The sequence below is a fragment of the Thermocoleostomius sinensis A174 genome, from assembly GCF_026802175.1.
GTDB classification, from domain to species: domain Bacteria; phylum Cyanobacteriota; class Cyanobacteriia; order Elainellales; family Elainellaceae; genus Thermocoleostomius; species Thermocoleostomius sinensis.
Genome location: NZ_CP113797.1, coordinates 2,388,956 through 2,410,039 on the forward strand (window position 1 = coordinate 2,388,956; position 21,084 = coordinate 2,410,039).

Here is a 21,084-nt window from a genome sequence, read left to right on the forward strand (position 1 = left end):
CCGCTACATTAAAAAAATCTCTATTGTTGCTCCCACGTTAAGGTACGAGGTAAGCGAGATTGGACGACACTTACCAAGTTTATGTAAATCGAGTGGCACGGATGACGCTCCCCGAGGCGTTTCAGTCTCAAGTGCAATACATTCAGCTTTCTCCCAAATTTCAAACGCTTTCTGATGGAACCATTCAACCCGCTGCATTTCCCGGCTATACAGTAATCAGTCCGCCCTACATGGACGACGATAGAAATACTGCTTTCTATCACCATCTTCAGCACTATCAGCAACGTGTATTAGAGCAGCTTGAACCAGGCTTGCTCATTCCCGTACCCAGCAACAGTTTTCACTTTACCCTCAGCGATTTAATTTGGGCGAGTGCGTTTCGGCATAGTCAAGATGAAGATCCAACCTTCGAGCAGCGCCTACAGGATTGTGTTGCTCAGGTGTTTCAAAAGTGTGAGCCAATGGTGCGAGCGGAAAAGCCCATTTATTGGCAGGTCATTGGGTTGTTTCTAAGAACGCGGGCCTTGGGCGTTTGCCTGGTTCCTAAAGATGAAGATTCCTATGAGCGGGTCTTGCAGTTGCGACGCATGGTATATCAGTCGCCAGATTTGATTGCCCTAGGAATTGAGCAGCAATATAACTTCACGGCTCACATTACCCTAGGATATTTTGGGGAGCCAGCTACCACGGCCGATCACGATACGCTCGCTCAATCACTGATTGTCCTCAATGATTACTGGCTAGAATCGGCAGAACCCGCTGAGATATGGGTCCATCGGGCTGAATTGCGCAAGTTTGACGATATGACGCGCTACTACCGCGAACCCTCCTGGCCGGTACTGGAATTCTAATCCTAGATTTGGGAGGCGAAGGGCATCCATACCTGCTATTGACTTCACGGCTTTGCTATGGCACTGATAGCCATAGGCAAGTTTTGGGCAATCTGTGCAATATAGCCACAGCTAGGAAGAAGCTCAATTGTCCGCATTTGTGCGATCCTTCGTGGCGCAATTTCTGCCCTTTTGTCGATCAGTGGTCTATGTCAGAAACCCAACGTCCGCCTACTCCTCAACCAGCGCCTCGTGTGCCGCTGCCACCACCACCCCGCCCGATCGCGGCTACTGCTGGCGTCACTACACAAAGGATGCCGTCTCAAACGGTACCAACTCCGTCTGTCCCTCCTCCTCCCCCTGCACCCATCTCCCCTACCAGTCCGGGCCTCAGCAACCGAGCAGCCCCGCCCCCCCCTGCCATCCCTCCTGGACACCGCGCCCCTGCACCTGCGCCTCCGGGTCGTGGAGTGTCCCGCAGTCAGCCTAGCGCAGGTCAACCTATGCTTGAACAACTGGTCCGTGAAGCCTTTGACAAGGGGTTTTCAGATATTCATGTAGGGGTGGGCGAACCACCGCGTTTTCGCAACCGGGGTGAGATTGATAAAGCCGATTATCCTATCACCGACAGTGATACGTTCCTTAGTTGGCTGAAAGAAGTCCTCAGCGACGACGATATTCAAACATTTCAAAATACGCTCGACTATGACGGGGCAACTCAGTATGAGTTTGCGCGAGTCCGCCTCAACATTTTTGATTCGTTGCGGGGTCCGGCGATGGTGATGCGCCTGATCCCGCTGAAGATTTTAACCATGGAACAACTGAATCTACCAACGGTTTTCAAAGACGTTTGTCATTATCACAAGGGTTTGATTTTAGTAACAGGACCCACTGGCTCTGGGAAATCGACGACGATGGCCGCCATGATTGATTACATCAACACTGAGATGCCCAAGCACATCATCACCATTGAAGACCCGATCGAGTTTATCCATCAAAGTAAGCGATCGCTCATTAAGCAACGGGAAGTTGGAATTCATACTCGTAAATTTGATAATGCCCTAAAAGCTGCCCTACGTGAAGATCCAGATATTATTTTGGTGGGTGAAATGCGCGACAAAGAAACGGTCAATACCGCCCTAAAAGCAGCACAAACTGGACACTTAGTCATGGGAACGCTGCACACTAATAGCGCTGTCAAAACGATCGAACGAATTCTCAGCCTCTATGAACCTGATCAACAGGGGCCGATGCGAATTGCCCTCGCTGAGTCACTGGTGTCTGTCATTGCCCAAGGTCTTTGTCGAACTACCGATGGTAAGCGCGCCGCATTCCATGACATTATGATTAACACGGATGCCATTAAAGATTTCATTCGTCGGGGCGAAATTGATGAAATTGAAGCTATCATTCCCCGTTGCACCTTTGACGGGATGTGCACTATGAACCAGTCACTATACAAGCTTTACGAAGCCGGACGAATCACCGAAGAAACGGCGCTAGAACAATCCCCCAAGCCAAACGAAATGGCACAAATTCTTCGAGGTCGCGTCTAGATTTCTTCTATTTATTAATATTTATTAACTAGAAAAACGAAAAACGGGTGGGGTGGGAATTGCTCCCCCTACCCCAATGTTTAGTTTGGAGTGTGAACGGCACAGTCAAGCTTTTTTCGTTAGGCTCAGTAGGAGGATAAGGAACGTTGCACCAATGACCGCCGATTCAAACTTCACTCCCCACACTCTAGACCTGTTCAAAGGCATCGCCTTGTTTACGCCAGGCGGCGATCTAGTTTATTGCATCGATCCACAGAAGCAAAGTCGGTGGCATTTGCAGCTTTGTGCCGTCTTGCAGGAAATGTTGGGGTTATCTGAACCTCCTCATTTTTTGGTGCCTTGCTATACAGCGACGATCGATCGGTGGTTTAATCCTCGTACCCAGCAGCTACAGACCTTTGCCGAAGCGTGTCCGTCGGTGTTGCGCTATCAACCGCTTTTGAATGCAATTTTTGGGGTAGAAGATTTAGACTGGCAAGCAGTCACATATCCAGAGGGGGTGTGTGATCCACGGGTTTTGAACTCCTATCGCAATCAGTTCCCGCAGCTTTGGCAAGACCATGATTTAGTGATTCGCTACGAAAAAAATGAGACGCGATCGCTGTCCACGGCTCAAGGTAATTCCGTGTTATCTTGGTCGCCCTCTCGCCAGGATGATGAGGCCGAGGGCTATGTACTGCGGTTGTTTGTGGCGGGTAATAATCCAGCCACCGCGCACATTTTGAAGAATTTGTATGAACTGCTAGAACGATCGCTCCAACGTCCTTATACCCTGAAAGTTATTGACATCCACAAACATCCAGAACTAGCAGAATTAAATCAAGTCACGGCTACTCCGACCCTAGTAAAAGTTTGGCCACGACCCGTCCGACGAATTATCGGAAACTTAGATGATTTCACTACCATTGCCAGAGTGCTGCAACCTTCTCCAACGAACTATAGGCAGCGAAACTAGCAGTGCATCCTAGAGAGCGTCTGCACTGCTACAGCCCTCTGTCCTGAACCATTTAGCTGTCTACACACTCATATTGCCTACATGGGTAATAATGAGCGCTGGCAACTAGGACACACCGCATGAACAATCAGTTGACAATCAAGTAGGTGGTAACCCTCTTTACGAGCCGTTTTAGCTCCCATCTTTAGAATGGAATCATTCTTGAATTCGATGGTTTTGTTACACCGCACACAAATTAAGTGGTGGTGGTGATAAGGTGAGGGTTGGTTGATTTCGTAGTGCTTGTGCCCTTCAGCTAGCTCCAACTCTCTCAAAATGCCCATGCGTGCCATCAGCTTCAAGTTGCGGTAAATGGTGGATAAGCTAATCGCTTCACCGTCTTCATGCAGCCGATCGTGCAAATCTTCGGCGCTAAGATGCTGTCCTTTGGGAAGATTTTGAAAGACCTGCAGAATGGTTTCTCGCTGGGGGGTCAGACGCCAGCCTCTCTCATTCAATTCAGCTTTAAGGGAGGATACGCTGTACATCGCTGGCTCACCTTTCTCAATAATGCCGTCTTAATGAGAATGATACACAATCCTCCCTGCAATTTGCAAGAAACTAGGCTTATTGAGAATAATAACTAAAAGATGTAGAGGATGACTTGACTAAACTGCTACTCTAATGCTGCGAAGTTACCTAATGCTGCGAAAAGAGAAGAAAGGTTGAAAATATCAAGAATGGTAAACAGTCGCAGCAGATGAGAATTGCTTGCAGTTTGTTGTCTATTATCGGCAGTTTCACCTGCTAGTTTGATGAAATTTTATAGAATCAAACCATTGAACTATCGCTATAACTGTTATGTTCACGGGACTGATTCGGGCGATCGGAACATTGCGCGCTATTGAAAATAACCAGGTGCAAGTCAGTTGCCCCGTTGCCGATTTACTGCCAGAGTTGGAGTTGGGTGACAGTGTGGCAGTAGATGGCGTTTGCTTAACTGTGACACAAATTCTGCCCACCGGATTTTTGGCAGCCGTTTCACCGGAAACCACCAGCCGCACAACCTTAAAACAGACTACTGAAGAAATTTACGTCAACTTGGAGCCATCGTTGCGAGTCGGCAGCAAATTGGGCGGGCATTTTGTGACAGGTCATATCGATGGGGTGGGATGGCTAGAAACCGCTGAGCAGACTGAAAACGCTTGGGAAATGAGTTTCCAAGTCACCGATCCTCGCATATCTCGATACATCGTTCCAAAAGGTAGTGTGGCCATTAACGGGGTCAGCTTAACCGTAGCAGATTGTAACGCCACAGGCTCCTGGTTTAAGGTAGCCGTGATTCCTCTAACCTATGCTGAGACAAATTTGCAGTATCTACAACCGGGAAATCTGGTTAATTTAGAGGGAGATGTCTTGGGCAAATATGTCGAGAAGTTTTTGCGGCTAGGCAGTCATAGCAATCCAGCCCTCGCGTCGTGGGCGGAGTTGAGTCAAACCCAAGCGGCGATCGAAGATCCTCTCACGCCTCAGTTTCTAGCAGAACATGGCTATCTTTAAACTCCACAGTTCTGCCATAGGCTGACGATACAGCAGCCTGCGGCTATCGCTTAGGTTTAGGGTTGCGTCCGATCGCAGCATTATAGAGTTTCTCGTTGGCTTCTGCGGATTTGAACAAATCAACGATCGGATTGGGATAATCCACTCCGATCTGCACCCCAAATCGTTTTTGCTCCACAGGCTGTAGCTTCCAGGGTTCATGCACCTTGCTGGACGGAACATTGGTTAATTCGGGCAACCAAAGTTTGACATATGCTCCTTGTGGATCATAGTCTCTGGCCTGCTTCAGAATATTGAAGAAGCGAAAGCCACGGGCATCATTGCCGACACCAGCCGTATAGTTCCAGTTGCCCCAATTGCTACACACATCGTAGTCAATCAGGAGTGACTCAAACCACTCGGCTCCCATGCGCCAATCAATGCCTAGATTTTTAGTCAGAAAGCTGGCCACGTTTTGGCGTCCGCGATTTGACATGAAGCCCGTCGCAGCAATTTCTCGCATATTGGCATCCACTAAGGGAAAGCCTGTCCTACCCTTGCGCCATAGATCAAACCGCTGCCAGTCTTGCTTCCAGGGAATTGGTATCCCCTGCAATCCAGACGGGTAAAAGATTTGGTTCCCGTGTTTAGCACAAATCAAACGAAAGTAGTCGCGCCACAGCAACTCAAAAATAAGCCAATAGGTGGAATCATTGCGGATGCGCTGATCTTCATAATGCTGAACTTGTTCGTAGACATAGCGAGGGGATAGACAGCCCAAGGCCAACCAAGGGGAAAATTTAGAGGAATAATCTGCCCCCACCATGCCATTACGGGTTTCTTTATACACCCGTAATTTGTCTGCCTGCCAAATGTAGTGCTCTACTCGATCGCGCCCTGCGGTTTCGCCCCCTTGAAACCGCAGCACTGCCCGATCGTCTAACGTGGGGCTTTCTAAACCCAAATCTGTCAATTGGGGAATGTCACCCACTGCTACCTCTGGAGGTAATGATTGCAGCGATCGCGGCGTGGGGAACATGGGATTAACTGTTGATTGTTTTTCTACCTGCTTGCGGAAATTCGTAAACACTTCTGGAATTCTTTGAATCTCAAACGGCAAATCATCCGGGTGATATAGGGTATGTCCCCAAAAGCGTTTTACAGAAACACCCAACGGCGCTAATGCTGCCTGCAACGCCGCCTCAACAGTCTGTTCTTCTGATGTGAGTTCCGTGTGATAGTAGACTGCTGCAATATCTAATGGCTGCACGAGGTTGGGAATTACCTGTTCTGGTTTACCCTGTCGCACAATTAAGTCACTGCCAAGCGATCGCAATGACTGTCGCAAATTTGCCACGCTTTCCAGTAAAAACTGGGCCCGAAACGATCCGGTTTTGGGAAAGCCAAATGATGTTTGCCCAAATTGACGTGGATCGAAACAGTAGACCGGAATCACCCGCGATTGATGCTTCAGCGCTTGGTGCAGCGGTTCGTGATCATGCAAACGGAGATCGGTGCGATACCAAATGAGAATACGCAGTTCGGCCACAAATTGTTCAGCGAATACGGGATATTAGAATTAATCAGGACACTGAATATAGTCTGCTGAATTTATTGTAAGTTCATTCTTCACCTGGGTAGTGCCCTTTTATCACAAGTAGAGGGAAAATAGGCAGTTGGATCTATCTCATCTTGATTCAATCTTGATTCAATGTTGTATCTCCAACCCCTACCCCCCCAGCACCGAATTCAGCCAAAACCCAACGATCGCACTACCCAACGGAACAGTAAGATTATCAATTCCTAAGCGCGAAAAGGCTTCCAATGCAGTCGCGATTAGCGCAATAGCAATCGACACAAGCCACGTTTGCCAACTGTTACCCTGTACATTCAGCAACAGGAGGCTACTGATGACAAAACTAACCCAACACATCGTGATCGAGCCTTCCCAACTTTTTTGAATGCCGCCCACTTTATAGGGATGTGTTCCCCAGCGCTGACCAATCAGGGCTGCCAGCCCATCTCCCCAAGTCATGACTAAGATGCCGATAACAGCATAGTATGGATACTGCTGCCAAAATATCGCAATCAGCACCCCGATACTGACGGCATAGAAAAACGTGCCCAAACTTTTACGACCAACACTGTCGATGCCGGGAAGGAGAGGAAATCGATAAGACACAAGCGTAACAATACTGAAGAAAATCGAGGCCGCAATGCCCAACCAAGCGGGGATTTGTAGCCACCACGCCAGCAGAATCACATTCCCCGTCCCAACATGAACGATTTTACGAACAATTTCGGCATCAGCTTGATTCTGACTTGCTCCCAGCGCCACCAACCCAACCACACCGACCCAAGCAGCAACGATCGCAATTTGCAGCCAAATGACAGGAAGATTCAGCGTATTAGACAGGGAATCAAGCAATGCCTACCTGGATCGACTAGATCCACCAACTCATCTGATTTTTATTCTAGTGATTTGTGTAACCTGCACCAAGCATTCAGCCATCCAGTGGTCTAGCCAGCGGCTCCTTCCCTTGGCAAGGCAAGGTTGGGAGGGATTGGCATCATGTGAAACCGGGGGTATCATCTACTTCAATCCGTTGCGCTCTTGATACTCTAGAATAATTTGCACATTCTGCTTTTCTAAGGTTGATAGCAACTCATTAGGAAATTCATCCGGTGAATAAATTGGGGTATACCAAGGGCGACTATTAAAGTATGCTTGCAATGCTTCGTCCATAAATCGACGCCCATGCATGGCAAAGATGGCATTGCGGAGGATATCGAGTTCAAACGCCGTCTTTCCTGCCAAATCGACATCAGTGACGGGTCGGGTGGTGAGCCAAGCGAACTCATTCGATGACATGATATCGGATGATGCAACGTTGGGGGATTCGACATCAGTAGCGTTCGATGTCGATGCAGGAGTGGGCTGAGGCAGAGAGGGCGTGGGAACATCCGGTTGTGGGATTGTCGGCGTCGGAATTGCCAGCGGCGTTTGACTTGAATTCGTAGTCGGATTGCTGGTAGGCGACGATGGCGCATCGATGGGTGACGGTGATGCATTCGCTGCATCGGGGAGAGGCGGTGGGTTGACAGCAGGACGCCGCAGCACCAACCCCAGTATCACAGCCGCTCCAATCAACCCACTGGCGATGAAACTGCCCAGAATAATGCCATTGTTGCGTTGCCCGGTGGCTGATGATTGAGACGACGGAGCTAGTGGAGTCGATGGTTGAGATGAGACAGCAACAGTGGAGGGCAGGGTGGATGGATGAGTCGAGGGCACAAACGCTAAATCAGCAGCCATCACGGTTGTAGCTAGTTCAGGACTAGATGACGCTTGCAAGCCTTGCAAGGCCGATCGCATGGTTGCTGCCGTTGGATAACGATTGCGGGCATGAGACTGAATCGCGCGATCAAGAACGTCCGCAAACTCAGGACTGATCTGAGGCGCATCAACTTGCCAGACATAGTCACCCGTTTGCGGATGCACCTGCAATTGCTGGGGCGCTTTGCCCGTCAGCAGATAGATTGCCGTCAACCCTAAACTGTAGAGATCGCTAGCAAAGACGGGTTTGCCCACAGCTTGTTCTGGCGGCATATAGCCTGGTGTGCCAATAATGATTGATTGCGTTGGTTGCCCTTGAGAATTTACCACCGTTTGTACCGTTTCTTTTACGGCTCCAAAGTCGATCAATACAGGCTGTTGCGTCGATCGGCGCAGCATGATGTTATCGGGCTTTATGTCGCGATGAATAATCCCTCGCCGATGGATATAGTCTAAAACCGTGAGCAGACCGATCAGTAAGGCTTTCACCGCTGCTTCGTGGTTTTGTTGAGGTTGCCCTGCTCGCAATTGCATCTGTTGAGTGAGGGTGACACCATCGATCCACTCTTGAACAAGATAAAACAAGCCGTCGGATTCAAAATAGGCATACAGTTTAGGAATTTGAGGATTGCCTTCGCCCAATTCCTCTAGAATGGCGGCTTCTCGCTGGAACCGTTCCTTCACCAATTGATACATTTGGGGCGGATCGACCACAGGCTTAAGCTGCTTGATCACACAGCGACGAGCAGAGGGTAGGTGAGTATCTTCTGCTAAAAATGTTTGACCAAACCCACCATCGCCGATCGTCTTCAGGATGCGGTAGCGGTGATTTAGCAGTTGTGTCATTATCCGAAAGCCTTTACTGGAAGCAGTTTCCTCTAGCGTAACCCAGCGAGTTGTTCCCACCCATTACGGCAGTTACCTAATAGAGAAGACGCAGATCTTAGGCCTTCATCCCCCATCCCCTTCTCTTGTGGGAGAAGGGGAGCGAGTTTCCGGTTTCCTCTCCTGCGGGTCGGGCAGTTTGAGCTATCGTTGTAAGCCAAAAATCGCTCAATCAGAAAATTCCTGCTTACAGACTGACTACCGTCCGCGACGATCGCCATCCGGGAAAGAGTTGGCAACCCGTCACTAATATCGCAAGATTAAGGCGACTTGTTGATGGTCTGCTAATGTTTTGTCGTCATCCACAAACACGACCTTGCCGCCCTTCGCCATCACTGACTCAATCAATTCATCAACGGCATCATCCATCACTTCAATGTCATCTAAATCGTCTGTTGCTATGAGTTTCATGCCGCTTTGATCGACTCGGGCCGGATAGTGAAACTCTGCATTCACCAACAAAAGTTCGCCACGCCCTTCTTGAGCCGCTCGCCAAGCCTGCTCAATTCCTGAGGCACAAAGCTGTGCCCCTACAGCATTCTCCAATTTTTCTAGAGCTTGTTGACGCTGCTCAGCCAGTGCTTCTTGGACTAGGGGATACACCAATTTGCCCAAATCGTGCGCAGAGGTTTTATCATAATTACCGCTTAACGTAGCAATGATTGCGTCTTTGTGCTCGGACACTTCATTAAAAAAGCTGAAGTAGCGATCAATGCCCACTAGCACCAGCGGCAGAGGATCGGTTGCCATAAATGGTTTCAACGCTTCATCTGCTTTGCGGAAAAACTGACGATGATGATCGTCCCGATAGGCCGAGGTGTTAATTCCTTCGCCGCCTGGAAGTTTGCTGCCACCGCCTGGTCCACCGTGAGTGAGTGGAAAATCCGGATTTCTTACTTCTTCTAGCTCATCTAGAATACCGGAGAACAAGCTCGTAGACTGTTCGCTTAAGCTGAGCACCCAATATCGAGGGGTGCGGTTAAGGGCAAAGACCAGATCGCGGGTAGCAAACGTTTCATCGACAATGACGCGATCGCGGAACGGAAAGGGATGATAGTAAACACGATGCAATTCATGATTGGCAAAAATCGCCAGTCCATCCAGTGTGTGAGGATAATCGATCGACTCTACGGCTTGCTCTAATTGCTTTAATACCGGACTTAATTCCCGATTAGAAAAATTTTGTTGCAAGCGTTCTTTGGCTTCGTCAACCAAGTTCTTGACTCGAATGGGATCTTGTTGGTTTTCAGGAGCCGTGCGATGGGTAGAGAGCAGAATCGAGACGGCTGGATAGCTCTGAATCGATTGCAGAAATTTCACGTCGTTATAGTTCATAACGGTTTTGGCGCTATTATCCACATCAACTATTATGTAAAGACTTTAGCAAACAGAATTTTGATTAAAATCGCTCAAATGTCGGTTTCTTGCCCAGCCAAATCTAGATAAACCCCTTAATTTCCGTCGCCCTTTAGAATAGTAAGGATATAGAACACCTATTTTGAGCGTTACGGGGTTATGTCAGTTTTAGCGGCGATCGCAGTTCTTGCACTTTTAATTGTGGTTCATGAGTTGGGACATTTTTTAGCCGCCCGGCTTCAGGGAATCCATGTCAATCGGTTCTCGCTTGGGTTTGGACCCATTCTCTGGAAGTATCAGGGGAAAGAAACCGAATACGCTGTTCGTGCCATTCCACTGGGCGGCTTTGTTGGGTTTCCCGATGATGACCCCGATAGCAATATCCCCCCCAATGATCCAGATTTGCTGCGCAACCGTCCGGTACTCGATCGGGCGATCGTGATTAGCGCAGGCGTCATTGCCAACCTTATTTTTGCCTACTTGGTATTCGTGGCACAGTTTGCAGGCGTGGGGATTCCTGAAAAGTTTGACTATCAACCGGGAGTACTAGTTTCCGAGGTGATTTCGCAAACGGCTCCGGCCGCTCAAGCAGGGCTACGATCGGAAGATTTAATTTTGGCAGTCGATGGTCGATCGCTCGGTTCGTCGGAAACGGCAGTCAGAACCCTGATGGAAGAAATTCAAGCCAGCCCGAATCAGCCGATCGATTTGACGGTGCAGCGTAACGACCAAGAGTTGACAGTAACCGTCACTCCAGAAGCAGGAGAAGACGGTGTGGCTCGCATCGGCGTTCAGCTTTTGCCCAACGGCAGTATTACGGAATATCGTCGTCCCAACGGCATTGGCGAAGTGCTGATTCTGGCAGCCGAGCAGTTTCAAAATACCTTTGTGCGGATTGTGCAAGGCTTTGTTACCTTGATCACAGATTTTGGCTCGGTCGCAGGTCAAGTGGCTGGTCCAGTCAAGATTGTGGAGCAGGGAGCCGGCTTGGCTGCTGCCAACGCCAGTAGTCTGTTTCCGTTCACCGCGATTATCAGTATCAACCTAGCGATTATCAATATCTTGCCGCTGCCAGCTTTAGACGGTGGACAGTTGGTATTTCTGCTGATCGAGGCATTGCGCGGTAAACCCTTGCCAAATCGGATTCAAGAAAACGTCATGCAAACAGGACTAGTGCTGTTGTTGGGGCTGGGGATCTTTCTGATTGTGCGAGACACGACGCAATTGGCTGTATTTCAGCGCTTGTTTCAGTGATGCCAGTTTTGAGGATGAAACGAAACTCGATCGATCCCCCTCGGAACCTGTCTGCCAAGAAACTAGCAGCCACTAAGCAGCGGGCGTTAGACATTCTGCTGCGCTTAAAGCAACTATATCCTGAAGCGCCCTGTACGTTGACTTACGAGACACCAGTGCAGCTTTTAGTTGCGACAATGCTTTCAGCCCAATGTACCGATGAGCGCGTAAACTTGGTGACACCCGCCTTGTTCCAGCGCTTTCCCGATGCCGAGGCATTTTCCAATGCAGATTTAAGCGAACTTGAAACCTTAATTCGATCGACGGGCTTCTACCGCAACAAAGCCAAAAACATTCAGGCAGCCTGTCGCTTGATTGTGTCGCAGTACGGGGGACGAGTGCCCGATCGGATGGAGGAATTACTAGCGCTGCCTGGTGTGGCCCGTAAAACCGCTAATGTGGTACTGGCCCATGCCTATGGGATTCATGAAGGTGTCACGGTTGATACCCATGTCAAACGCTTGAGCCAAAAGCTGGGGTTAACCGAGCACACCGATCCGATTCGAATTGAGCGGGACTTAATGTCCTTATTACCACAACCAGACTGGGAAAATTGGTCGATCCGGTTAATTTATCACGGTCGAGCCGTGTGCAATGCTCGCAAACCTGCTTGCGATCGCTGTCAATTAGTTGATTTGTGTGCCTCGGCTCATTTGGCTGAAGCATCTACGGTTGAGCATCAATCAATCGACTAATCATATAGTTCTGGGAGATGGTACCGATTTAGAAACGCTTGTGCTCCCCCTGCTAGCGTAAACTCGATTGTTGGACGCTGCCAGAAGTAAGTAAACCGCAGTCCGGCATCAAATCCGTCCCCATGAACTATGTGCTCCCAACCATTGGGAGTCGTAGATGGGGCTTCCAACAGAAAATAATGACGATAGGCAATGTGGTGAGTATCGAGCCAGCATCGCTGTGACGTACCCACTTTGCGAAGTAGCGTTAAGTTGGTGAGTCCACTCTCTTCATAAATTTCGCGATGCAACGCCGCTTCGATCGTTTCTTCAGGGTCAATACCGCCGCCGGGCAATTGAATGGGTGCTTCGCGACAATCTGGATGCCGAAATAGCAGCAATTCATATCGATCGACTTTGTTCTTGCGGATGATGAATGCACCGACTCGTTCCGGTAATTTGGAGATCAGATGAGTCATGTAATAGCGCTGAATGTAGAAGAATAGCTGATCTAGCTTCACGCCAATCTCCTATATTTTCGGATGTGGCGCTTCGATCAGTCTATTAAGGCGATGACTCGCTGTCCCATCGCCTCATCTTTATCAATCCGCGAATGTAGTGTAACAACGGTTATGTTTATCACGATCTACGTCATGTCTAGATGATTCTGCGGTGTACAAAACCGCCTAAACTATAGGCAATCTCGTCCAAGCACACTACGGATCGCAAATGGTATAGAAAAATTAGAATTTTTTAAGAGAAAAGCAACCCTCTAGGCATGTTATAAATGTAAAGGTTTTTAAAGTATTTCAATTCGGGAATGGTATTCATTGCCGCAGTTGAATTAAGGACCTGATGTAAATTCGCGCCAGCACACAAGGTAGCCTGCTACAGAACCTTCCTAGGCTAGCAGGTCTTTTTGTGTGAATTTTTTGCGAATTTATGACAAACCCGTTACTCGTTCCTGTACGGAGATTGAACTCTTTTCATGACTGCCACCACAGAAAAGTTCGCAACCCCATCGATATCCTCGGCCGACACGGCGCTTCGATTGAACAATGTTCAGCTAAAGGATATCATTAAGACATTGCCGCGTGAATGCTTTGAGAAAAATCGCAGAAAGGCATGGACTTCGGTTTTCATCAGTGTCCTCGCTGTAAGTGTTGGATACGTAGCCATTGCCACTTCACCGTGGTTTCTTTTACCCCTTGCTTGGTTCTTTACTGGAACTGCCTTGACTGGATTTTTTGTGATTGCCCATGATTGTGGTCATCGATCGTTTGCCAAACGTCGCTGGGTAAATGATTGGGTGGGACAGATTCTGATGCTGCCATTGATTTATCCATTTCATAGCTGGCGCATTTTGCACAATCATCATCATCTTCATACAAACAAGCTAGCAATTGACAATGCTTGGCAGCCTTGGACAGCAGAAGAATATACCGAAACTCATTTCTTCATGCGCAAATTCTACGAAGCGCTGCGGGGGCGTTTGTGGTGGTTAGCGTCGGTCGCTCATTGGGCCAAACTTCATTTTGATCTCACCAACTTTACCAAGCGCGATCGTCAGAAAGTAAAAACATCAATCATCGCTGTGGTACTGTTTGCGGGGGTCTTCTTTCCTACATTAATCGCCACAACCGGTCTTTGGGGCTTCATCAAATTTTGGCTCATGCCGTGGCTAGGCTATCACTTCTGGATGAGTACCTTTACGTTGGTACACCACACCGCCCCTGACATTCAGTTCGAGCCGATCGAACACTGGAACGCAGCCGAAGCTCAATTAGCCGGAACGGTTCACTGTACTTATCCGCGCTGGGTTGAACTTCTGTGTCATGACATTAACGTGCACGTACCGCATCATATCTCTGTAGCAATTCCTTCCTACAATCTACGGACCGCTCACCGTAGCCTCAAACATCATTGGGGTAGCCACATTCAAGAAGCTCAATTTTCTTGGGCGCTGATGAAGGTCATTGTAGAGTATTGCCATCTGTATCATCCTGAAAAAGCATATCAGCCCTTTCACGCTGTTAAGATTCCTGCGGAGTAAAGGACAATTTTTGGAACAATCCAAGGAATCCAAAAAGCAACGGAGCGCGTCACCATTTATAGAAACTACGTGGAGATCGCAACCATGTTTTCTAGACTCGATCGACGCGCTGCTGTTTTGGGTTTAGTTGGCTTGCTGTTGTTAACAGCAGCGTTTATTGCTTTTATCTACGTTGTTTCTCCGTTGCGCAAGCCGACATTTCAACCCAACAGTGCCAATGCAGGAACCTTAATCTCAGGATTGTAGGGGTTGCAAGAGGTCCATTGGCTACTAGCCGCAACCATCATAGCGGCGTACTATCTACCAATATTTCAGCAATACTCAGAGGAGCAGATTTCTGTCCCTAGGTTGGTTGCGTTTTGTCGCGTTTTTGTCACTCAACTGAAATCTTTACAGCTATAAATTGAACTCTATTCTTTGAGTTTGTAAAGATAATTTTACTAAACTTTACATTTTGTGATAATTTACTCATAAAGCTTCCTATAGGGCTTTGCCTTTTTATCTCTGCTTCTGTTGTAAATTTCGTCAGGTAGGTTTGTGACATGCCGTTTACTATTGATTCGGCCCGTGGAATTTTTCCTAGTACTTTGTCGGCTGACGCAGTACCGGCTACGATCGCTCGATTCAACTTGCTGAGTGCCGAAGACCAGCTTGCCTGGACTTGGTTTGCCTATCGGGAAATGGGAAAAACAATCACAATCGCGGCTCCAGGAGCGGCTAGTATGCAGTTTGCAGAAGCCACACTGAATCAAATTCGACAAATGAGCTTTCCTGAGCAAACGCAGGTAATGTGTGACTTGGCAAATCATGCAGATACGCCAATTTGCCGCACGTATGCAGCCTGGACTCCAAACATCAAGCTGGGATTTTGGTATCAGTTGGGGCAGTGGATGGATCAGGGAATTGTTGCTCCAATTCCAGCAGGCTATCAACTGTCTGCTAATGCTTCTGCGGTGTTGCAAGCACTGAGAGAGTTAGACCAAGGACAACAGATTACTGTTTTGCGCAGTGCCGTTGTAGACATGGGATTTGACCCAGACAAACTAGGTGATTATACAAGGGTTTCTGAGCCAGTGGTGCCGCCAAAGGATGCATCACAGCGCACTCAGGTAACGATCGAAGGGATCACAAATCCGACCGTTTTAAGCTATATGAACAACCTCAACGCTAACGATTTCGGAGCACTGATCGATCTGTTCGCGCCAGATGGGGCCCTTCAACCTCCCTTTCAACGCCCGATCGTTGGCAGAGATGCTATTTTGCGGTTCTTCAATGAAGAGTGTCAAAACCTCAATCTGTTGCCAGAGCGCGGGGTGTCTGAACCGGCCGAAGGCGGTTACACTCAGATTAAAGTCACAGGCAAGGTGCAAACTCCGTGGTTTGGTGCGGCGGTGGGCATGAATATGGCTTGGCGGTTCTTGCTCAATCCTCAGGGCAAAATTTTCTTTGTGGCGATCGATTTACTCGCCTCTCCCAAAGAGCTATTGAATTTAATTCGCTAGAGCGAGGCAAATTTGCAGATAGCCTTAAATGATTGAATGGAGAGCGCTCTCACCAAGGGCGCTCTGTTTTTGACCGAAGTAACAGGTGTGATTAACATGCAAGTGAGTGATGTGGAGTGGTCTCAGGCTGAACAAACGATCGCAAAAGCTGCGTTTGAGAAAGCCTATGAGCGGGAAATGAATGCGTTAATTGAGCAAGTACGTGGACAAGCCAGCACGATCGAAACGCTCAAGGATGTATGGCAATTACACGACTTTTTAAGTGCTAAACGGCACGATATGGATGGCAAATATGACTATCAATATGCCTCGCTGATCTTTGTGTTTGCAACATTGGTTAAAGAAGGATGGCTGTATCTTGATGAACTAGAGGGTCTAGCCGCGGATAAACTGATGAAAGTGGCTGTTTTGTCCCGCATGGAATAGGCTTACCAACGGTTCTTACTTCCTACTGCAAACTTTTCTGAAAAAGCCTGGGCTTACGAATCTTTATCCTTGGCAAAGGCAATTTTTAACATAAACTTCCGATAAAGTTCACCGAAGCGACAGATTTTTTCTCGGATCTTGACTCGAGAACTCTGCAAAGAGTATTCAGATCGAGTCTTCAACCGTGCTTCTGTCGAAATCCGTGAATGTGGAGTGCTCCCTTATGCCAAGCCAAGGTTTTCTGGGTTCTGCCAATCGAGTAGTGCCGTTTCTGGGGCTAGCGTTGGTGCTAGTAACAACAACGGCTCCGGCAACTGCGCAACCCTCAAATCTTCCTGTATTTCAAGGACCGATAGGAAGCCCGCCGCCTCAGCCCGACTCTTCCTATCGCTTGGGGGCTGGCGATCGAGTCCGCATTGACATTTTTCAGGTTGAACAATACAGCGGCGAAAATGAAGTGCAGCTTGATGGCACGCTGAACTTGCCCCTCGTTGGAAGTGTGTCCGTTGCAGGGTTAACGTTGTCTGAAGCAACCGACCTAGTTTCCAGTCGCTACAGTCAATTTCTGCGCCGACCGATCGTCACTGTCACCTTACTCAATCGACGCCCTCTGCAAATTGCCATATCCGGAGAGGTGATTCGCCCCGGTTCCTATGCCGTATCTCAACAACAAGGTGAACAATATCCCACCTTAACGCAACTGTTGCAAACCGCAGGTGGAATTACCCAAAGTGCGAATGTTCGGCAAATTCAGGTTCGTCGAACCACAACCGGAGAGGTCTTCAATGTTGATCTATGGGAATTTTTGCAAACGGGCGATCTTCGCTATGATGTGACGCTGCGCGATGGTGATACGATCGTGGTGCCTGAAACGACCATCGCTCTGAATGAAGCGCCAGTTCTGGCCGCGTCTAATTTTGCCCCCGAATCGGGACGCCCGATTAACATCGCGGTGGTGGGTGAAGTATTCCGTCCTGGAGCCTATACGGTAACAGGTGGAACCAGCAACACACAAATTGCCGGAGAAACAGGAAATATCACGATCGGTAGCGATAGCAGCCTGCCTACGGTCACTCGCGCCATTCAGATAGCAGGAGGCATCAAACCGCTTGCCAACATTCGAGATGTCGAAATTCGCCGCCTGACCCGCACTGGGCAAGAACAGGTATTTAAAGTCAATTTGTGGTCACTGCTGCAAGGTGATTTGCGGCAGGATGCCATTCTGCAAGAGGGTGACACGGTCGTCATTCCTACTGCAACCGCGATTAGTCCCGAAGAAGCTTCAACGCTCGGTGCAGCTAGCTTTTCACCGGATACGATTCAAGTCAACGTGGTTGGGGAAGTAAAAAATCCAGGTATTGTTAGCCTGCGACCTAACTCCACGTTGAACCAAGCAATTTTGGCGGCTGGTGGTGTCACCCCTCGCGCTAGCCGCAATTCTCTCGACTTCATTCGCCTAAATCCCGATGGAACAGTGACTCGCCAAGAGCTAGAGCTTGAATTAGGAGATGCCTTAGCCACGGGCAATAACCCGATCGTTCAAAATAACGATGTCATTGTTGTCGGCCGATCGGGCATTGCAAGAGCAGGCGATACCCTGGAAACGATTCTGGCTCCCTTGGGCAATGCATTCTCAATCTTTGAATTTCCGTTTAGATTCCTCAGGCTTTTCCGGTAACTCTCTCATCTGAAGGTTTAGGCATGAAGACCCAAGAATCCCTGCAACCCCTCCCGTTTGTTAATCCAACTCTGCCCAGCGAGAACGATGAAGGCGGACTTCACGTCGGTCAAGTCATTGCAACGCTGCGTCGCCGTCTGTTGCTAATTGTGGGTGTTGCGTCGGCAATTACCCTGGCAGCAGGACTAAAAGCCTTTACGGACACACCCGTCTATGATGCCAAATTTGAAATTTTGGTACAGCCAGATTCGGCCGAATCCCAGGTGATTTCTTCCCTTGACGAAACTGGAAACAGACCAACATCCAGACAGGCCGTTACCCCAGATGGAGTCAAGGCAGATTTATTGCAGATCCTGGCCAGTCCCAAAATTTTGGAACCCGTGGTACAAAAACTGCAAAATGAATCTCCTAATATCTGTTCGGAGTTACTGAATCCAGGTGCCGAAGATCCAGTGATTGATCCATCCCTATCGGAGGCAGAGGTGAGACGGCGTTGCTATGAGGCGATGGTCAATAACCTAGCTATTACGACGCTGGCAGAGGAATCCAACATTGTTCAGGTCAGTTTTCGCGGCAACAACGAAGAGTCGGTTGTGAAAGTTTTAGACCTAATTTCGGAAGCCTACCTTGCCTATAGCCTTGAATCACGACAAGCCGATATTCAACGAGGAATCAAATTTGTTGAGAACAAACTGCCAGATCTGCGCGATCGGGTGTCTGTATTGCAAGACCAACTTCAGCAACTTCGGCAACGCTATGTTTTGATTGACCCAGAGTCGAAGGGCAATGAGTTATCGAACCAGATTAGCGCCTTCTCCCAAGAACAGCTTCAGGCGCAGGTAGAGCTAGAGCAGTCGCGCACCCTTTCCTCCGATCTACAGGGACAACTTTCGCAATTACCCACCGAATTAGCCGCGTCCTCTGCCCTCAGTGAAAACCCACGCTATCAAAACCTGATCGCTCAGTTATTAGCTCTCGACGGCGAAATTGCGCAAGCTTCCACAATCTATTTAGAAACGGCTCCTGAAATGGAAGTCTTGCTAGAACAACGGCGCAATATCCTATCGTTGCTGACGCGAGAAAGTCAAGTGGCGCAGCGGCAAGTGGGTGGGCAAGTTCGGCAACTAGAAGTGCGCGATCGGGCGTTACAACAAACCTTGGGATCACTCAGAGCTGATGTCAATGAACTAGCACTAGTTTCTCGCATCTATACAGATATTCAGCGCGAGTTGCAAATTGCCACCGATAACCTAAATCAGTTTTTGGCTAAGCGCCAATTGCTTGAAATTGACGCTGCCCAGCGTGAAATTCCGTGGGAGCTATTAACCCCTACCACCGAACCTGAACCGACCTCGGCCAGTTTGCCACAAAATTTGGTTTTAGGAGCAATTCTGGGCTTACTGGTTGGGATTGGGGCCGCATTGCTAGCAGAACGCATGACAGATGTGGTACAAACACCAGAGGAATTGAAACGAATTACAGGCTTTCCTATTTTGGGTGCTATTCCCAATAACGATTCATTGCTGGGTGCGTCGGGAATTAATAGTTTTGCAGTGTCGCTGCAACGATTGGATTCTGCCATCCAGCAAAACCAGCAAAACCAGGATATTAACCGCGCTAGGTATAAAGACATCGATGCCTTTTCTGAGGCGTTTCGATCGCTCTATGCCAACATTCGCTTACTCAATTCTGATTCACCGATTCAATCGCTGGTGATTAGCTCAACCCAACCAGGCGAAGGAAAAACAACAACTGCTATTCACTTAGCGATGGCTGCATCAGCCATGACCCAGCGAGTTTTACTAGTAGAGACCGATCTACGCCGACCAAGACTCTATCAGTACCTCGGACTGCACCATTCAGGCGGATTAATTGATGTGATTTCTGGCGATCTTTCTGTAAAAGAAGCAATTCAGCGATCGACCTTTGAACCAAATATGTTTGTCCTGACAGCGGGTGCCATTCCCCCAGATCCCACCCGTGTGCTATCCTCTCAAAAAATGCAGCGCTTGATGGAGCAATTCCAAAACAGCTTTGATTTAGTGATTTATGATGCTCCTCCTCTAGTGAACTTCGCTGATGCTTACCTCATTGGGGCCCATACCAACGGCATGATTTTGGTTTCGGAGGTAGGTAAATTGAGACGATCGGCCCTGGAGCAAGGATTAGACCGAGTTCAAGTTGCAAAAACACCTGTCTTGGGGATTGTCTTGCAACGGACAATGTCTTAGTAGTATCTCAGCAGGGACAAAGCAGAAAATTCGTTTCCCGAATTTGCCCAACCACTCACTTTTATAACTTTAGAGAGAAGCGTATGCGGATGCGCTTCTTTTTCGTATCTTGCCAGCGTACAAAAACGATTTAGCGGCACTCTATTCAGGTTGTTGGATGGGCGATCGCAAAAGTCATCAATGTACAATACCCAGTCTCTATCCGGTTGTACAGTATGCCAACCCCTGCCAACCTCTTTTTGCTAAGGAGAGGAGCCGCCAGCGGTGGGGTGAATGCCGATGCAGCCTGAAAAAGAATTGGTGTAACCTTTCAGAAAAGTAGAAAGATCGTGAAGAATCAGGAAATTACTTTCGTAATCATTGCTTTTCTAGCAGGCATGTGCCAACCTATCCTAGAAAGAATGTAAATTTAAGTTTCGGTCGGCGCTATTTCCAAAATTGTCCGGATCACGCTGAATCTGCAAGTATAGTCTTGAATGCAGGCCGTTTTTTATCTGTTTTCTAGATTACTTGCTTATCAATTTGTTATCTACCCGGAGAGACCAGTTCTCTTCCAGAATAAGTCACTAGTGAGAGTCTCAGCAACGCGCAGGCCTGAATACACCCCGAAATCAGCTACATTGACATCTACCACTTAAGCAACCTGCGGAACGCTACAAGTCATCTACCAAAGGTCAAACACCAACGTCAGGTTTGAAGAGGTTAGTGCGTCCGACATCTACCATTGAAGCTGAATTGTAATCTAGTTGAACTTGCATCAGCTTACTCCTAGGCCGCACCTATACGATCA

Annotated in this window: 18 protein-coding genes; 12 read left to right on the plus strand and 6 right to left on the minus strand. The window is 48.4% G+C overall.

Features of this window, described 5'->3' with window-relative positions:
* Positions 1-59 precede the first annotated feature (59 nt).
* The 3 genes from OXH18_RS10340 to OXH18_RS10350 all read left to right on the plus strand — a co-directional run bounded on the left by OXH18_RS10340 (position 60) and on the right by OXH18_RS10350 (position 3,341).
* Complete coding sequence (locus OXH18_RS10340; RefSeq protein ID WP_268612677.1) at positions 60-851, plus strand: AKAP7-like phosphoesterase domain-containing protein; 792 nt, start codon at positions 60-62, stop codon at positions 849-851.
* Between the two features lie 188 nt (positions 852-1,039).
* Positions 1,040-2,386, plus strand: coding sequence for a type IV pilus twitching motility protein PilT (locus tag OXH18_RS10345; RefSeq protein WP_268612679.1), 1,347 nt, complete (start codon positions 1,040-1,042; stop codon positions 2,384-2,386).
* Positions 2,387-2,540: 154 nt separating this feature from the next.
* The gene (locus OXH18_RS10350; protein ID WP_268612681.1) at positions 2,541-3,341 is read left to right on the plus strand and encodes a circadian clock KaiB family protein; all 801 of its coding nucleotides are present in this window, start codon (positions 2,541-2,543) and stop codon (positions 3,339-3,341) included.
* Between the two features lie 77 nt (positions 3,342-3,418).
* On the opposite strand, the gene OXH18_RS10355 is transcribed toward OXH18_RS10350, so the two are convergent.
* Positions 3,419-3,868, minus strand: coding sequence for a Fur family transcriptional regulator (locus OXH18_RS10355; protein ID WP_268612683.1), 450 nt, complete (start codon positions 3,866-3,868; stop codon positions 3,419-3,421).
* Positions 3,869-4,181: 313 nt separating this feature from the next.
* Here OXH18_RS10355 and ribE point away from each other — a divergent pair, with 313 nt between their 5' ends.
* Positions 4,182-4,880 carry a riboflavin synthase gene (ribE, locus tag OXH18_RS10360; RefSeq protein WP_268612685.1) on the plus strand — a complete coding sequence of 233 codons (699 nt, stop codon included), beginning with the start codon at positions 4,182-4,184 and terminating at the stop codon, positions 4,878-4,880.
* 43 nt (positions 4,881-4,923) lie between these two features.
* Here the strand turns inward: ribE and OXH18_RS10365 are convergent, their stop codons facing one another.
* The 4 genes from OXH18_RS10365 to OXH18_RS10380 all read right to left on the minus strand — a co-directional run bounded on the left by OXH18_RS10365 (position 4,924) and on the right by OXH18_RS10380 (position 10,416).
* Positions 4,924-6,408 carry a DASH family cryptochrome gene (locus tag OXH18_RS10365; RefSeq protein ID WP_268612687.1) on the minus strand — a complete coding sequence of 495 codons (1,485 nt, stop codon included), beginning with the start codon at positions 6,406-6,408 and terminating at the stop codon, positions 4,924-4,926.
* 180 nt (positions 6,409-6,588) lie between these two features.
* Positions 6,589-7,287, minus strand: coding sequence for a diacylglycerol/polyprenol kinase family protein (locus tag OXH18_RS10370; protein ID WP_268612689.1), 699 nt, complete (start codon positions 7,285-7,287; stop codon positions 6,589-6,591).
* A gap of 165 nt (positions 7,288-7,452) precedes the next feature.
* On the minus strand, positions 7,453-9,042 hold the full coding sequence (locus tag OXH18_RS10375; protein ID WP_268612691.1) for a protein kinase domain-containing protein: 1,590 nt from the start codon (positions 9,040-9,042) through the stop codon (positions 7,453-7,455).
* A gap of 285 nt (positions 9,043-9,327) precedes the next feature.
* The gene (locus tag OXH18_RS10380; protein ID WP_268612693.1) at positions 9,328-10,416 is read right to left on the minus strand and encodes an AOC03_06830 family ribosome hibernation factor; all 1,089 of its coding nucleotides are present in this window, start codon (positions 10,414-10,416) and stop codon (positions 9,328-9,330) included.
* A 180-nt stretch (positions 10,417-10,596) separates the two neighbouring features.
* Between OXH18_RS10380 and rseP the strand changes: the two genes are divergently transcribed.
* Together rseP and nth are read left to right on the plus strand one after the other, a co-directional pair.
* On the plus strand, positions 10,597-11,691 hold the full coding sequence (rseP, locus tag OXH18_RS10385; RefSeq protein WP_268612695.1) for an RIP metalloprotease RseP: 1,095 nt from the start codon (positions 10,597-10,599) through the stop codon (positions 11,689-11,691).
* 14 nt (positions 11,692-11,705) lie between these two features.
* The gene (nth, locus tag OXH18_RS10390; RefSeq protein WP_268612697.1) at positions 11,706-12,425 is read left to right on the plus strand and encodes an endonuclease III; all 720 of its coding nucleotides are present in this window, start codon (positions 11,706-11,708) and stop codon (positions 12,423-12,425) included.
* On the opposite strand, the gene OXH18_RS10395 is transcribed toward nth, so the two are convergent.
* Positions 12,422-12,925: an NUDIX domain-containing protein gene (locus tag OXH18_RS10395; protein ID WP_268612699.1), complete on the minus strand. Its 504-nt coding sequence runs from the start codon at positions 12,923-12,925 to the stop codon at positions 12,422-12,424. The two genes, nth and OXH18_RS10395, sit on opposite strands and share 4 nt — an antisense overlap.
* 467 nt (positions 12,926-13,392) lie before the next feature.
* On the opposite strand from OXH18_RS10395, the gene OXH18_RS10400 reads away from it, so the two are divergent.
* The 6 genes from OXH18_RS10400 (at position 13,393) to OXH18_RS10425 (ending at position 20,294) form a co-directional block, all read left to right on the plus strand.
* Positions 13,393-14,457, plus strand: a complete 1,065-nt coding sequence (locus tag OXH18_RS10400; RefSeq protein WP_268612701.1) for a fatty acid desaturase — start codon at positions 13,393-13,395, stop codon at positions 14,455-14,457.
* 84 nt (positions 14,458-14,541) lie between these two features.
* Positions 14,542-14,703 (plus strand): hypothetical protein, encoded by a 162-nt coding sequence (locus tag OXH18_RS10405; protein ID WP_268612703.1) that lies wholly within the window; start codon positions 14,542-14,544, stop codon positions 14,701-14,703.
* Between the two features lie 296 nt (positions 14,704-14,999).
* A complete protein-coding gene (locus OXH18_RS10410; protein WP_268612705.1) occupies positions 15,000-15,959 on the plus strand; it encodes an orange carotenoid-binding protein in 960 nt (319 codons plus the stop codon).
* Between the two features lie 96 nt (positions 15,960-16,055).
* Positions 16,056-16,385, plus strand: coding sequence for a hypothetical protein (locus OXH18_RS10415; RefSeq protein ID WP_268613161.1), 330 nt, complete (start codon positions 16,056-16,058; stop codon positions 16,383-16,385).
* Positions 16,386-16,608: 223 nt separating this feature from the next.
* A complete protein-coding gene (locus tag OXH18_RS10420; protein WP_268612707.1) occupies positions 16,609-18,063 on the plus strand; it encodes an SLBB domain-containing protein in 1,455 nt (484 codons plus the stop codon).
* A gap of 23 nt (positions 18,064-18,086) precedes the next feature.
* Entirely contained in the window at positions 18,087-20,294 is a 2,208-nt protein-coding gene (locus OXH18_RS10425; protein ID WP_268612709.1) for a GumC family protein, read from the plus strand.
* Positions 20,295-21,084: the final 790 nt, after the last annotated feature.

What these genes read in the sequence shown, in the direction of transcription:
- OXH18_RS10350 (WP_268612681.1), top strand. Translation starts at nt 2,541, where the DNA reads ATGACCGCCGATTCAAACTTCACTCCCCACACTCTAGACCTGTTCAAA.
- OXH18_RS10345 (WP_268612679.1), top strand. Translation starts at nt 1,040, where the DNA reads ATGTCAGAAACCCAACGTCCGCCTACTCCTCAACCAGCGCCTCGTGTG.
- OXH18_RS10400 (WP_268612701.1), top strand. Translation starts at nt 13,393, where the DNA reads ATGACTGCCACCACAGAAAAGTTCGCAACCCCATCGATATCCTCGGCC.
- nth (WP_268612697.1), top strand. Translation starts at nt 11,706, where the DNA reads ATGAAACGAAACTCGATCGATCCCCCTCGGAACCTGTCTGCCAAGAAA.
- OXH18_RS10425 (WP_268612709.1), top strand. Translation starts at nt 18,087, where the DNA reads ATGAAGACCCAAGAATCCCTGCAACCCCTCCCGTTTGTTAATCCAACT.
- OXH18_RS10375 (WP_268612691.1), bottom strand. Translation starts at nt 9,042, where the DNA reads ATGACACAACTGCTAAATCACCGCTACCGCATCCTGAAGACGATCGGC.
- OXH18_RS10410 (WP_268612705.1), top strand. Translation starts at nt 15,000, where the DNA reads ATGCCGTTTACTATTGATTCGGCCCGTGGAATTTTTCCTAGTACTTTG.
- OXH18_RS10420 (WP_268612707.1), top strand. Translation starts at nt 16,609, where the DNA reads ATGCCAAGCCAAGGTTTTCTGGGTTCTGCCAATCGAGTAGTGCCGTTT.
- OXH18_RS10380 (WP_268612693.1), bottom strand. Translation starts at nt 10,416, where the DNA reads ATGAACTATAACGACGTGAAATTTCTGCAATCGATTCAGAGCTATCCA.
- ribE (WP_268612685.1), top strand. Translation starts at nt 4,182, where the DNA reads ATGTTCACGGGACTGATTCGGGCGATCGGAACATTGCGCGCTATTGAA.
- OXH18_RS10415 (WP_268613161.1), top strand. Translation starts at nt 16,056, where the DNA reads ATGCAAGTGAGTGATGTGGAGTGGTCTCAGGCTGAACAAACGATCGCA.
- OXH18_RS10355 (WP_268612683.1), bottom strand. Translation starts at nt 3,868, where the DNA reads ATGTACAGCGTATCCTCCCTTAAAGCTGAATTGAATGAGAGAGGCTGG.
- OXH18_RS10405 (WP_268612703.1), top strand. Translation starts at nt 14,542, where the DNA reads ATGTTTTCTAGACTCGATCGACGCGCTGCTGTTTTGGGTTTAGTTGGC.
- rseP (WP_268612695.1), top strand. Translation starts at nt 10,597, where the DNA reads ATGTCAGTTTTAGCGGCGATCGCAGTTCTTGCACTTTTAATTGTGGTT.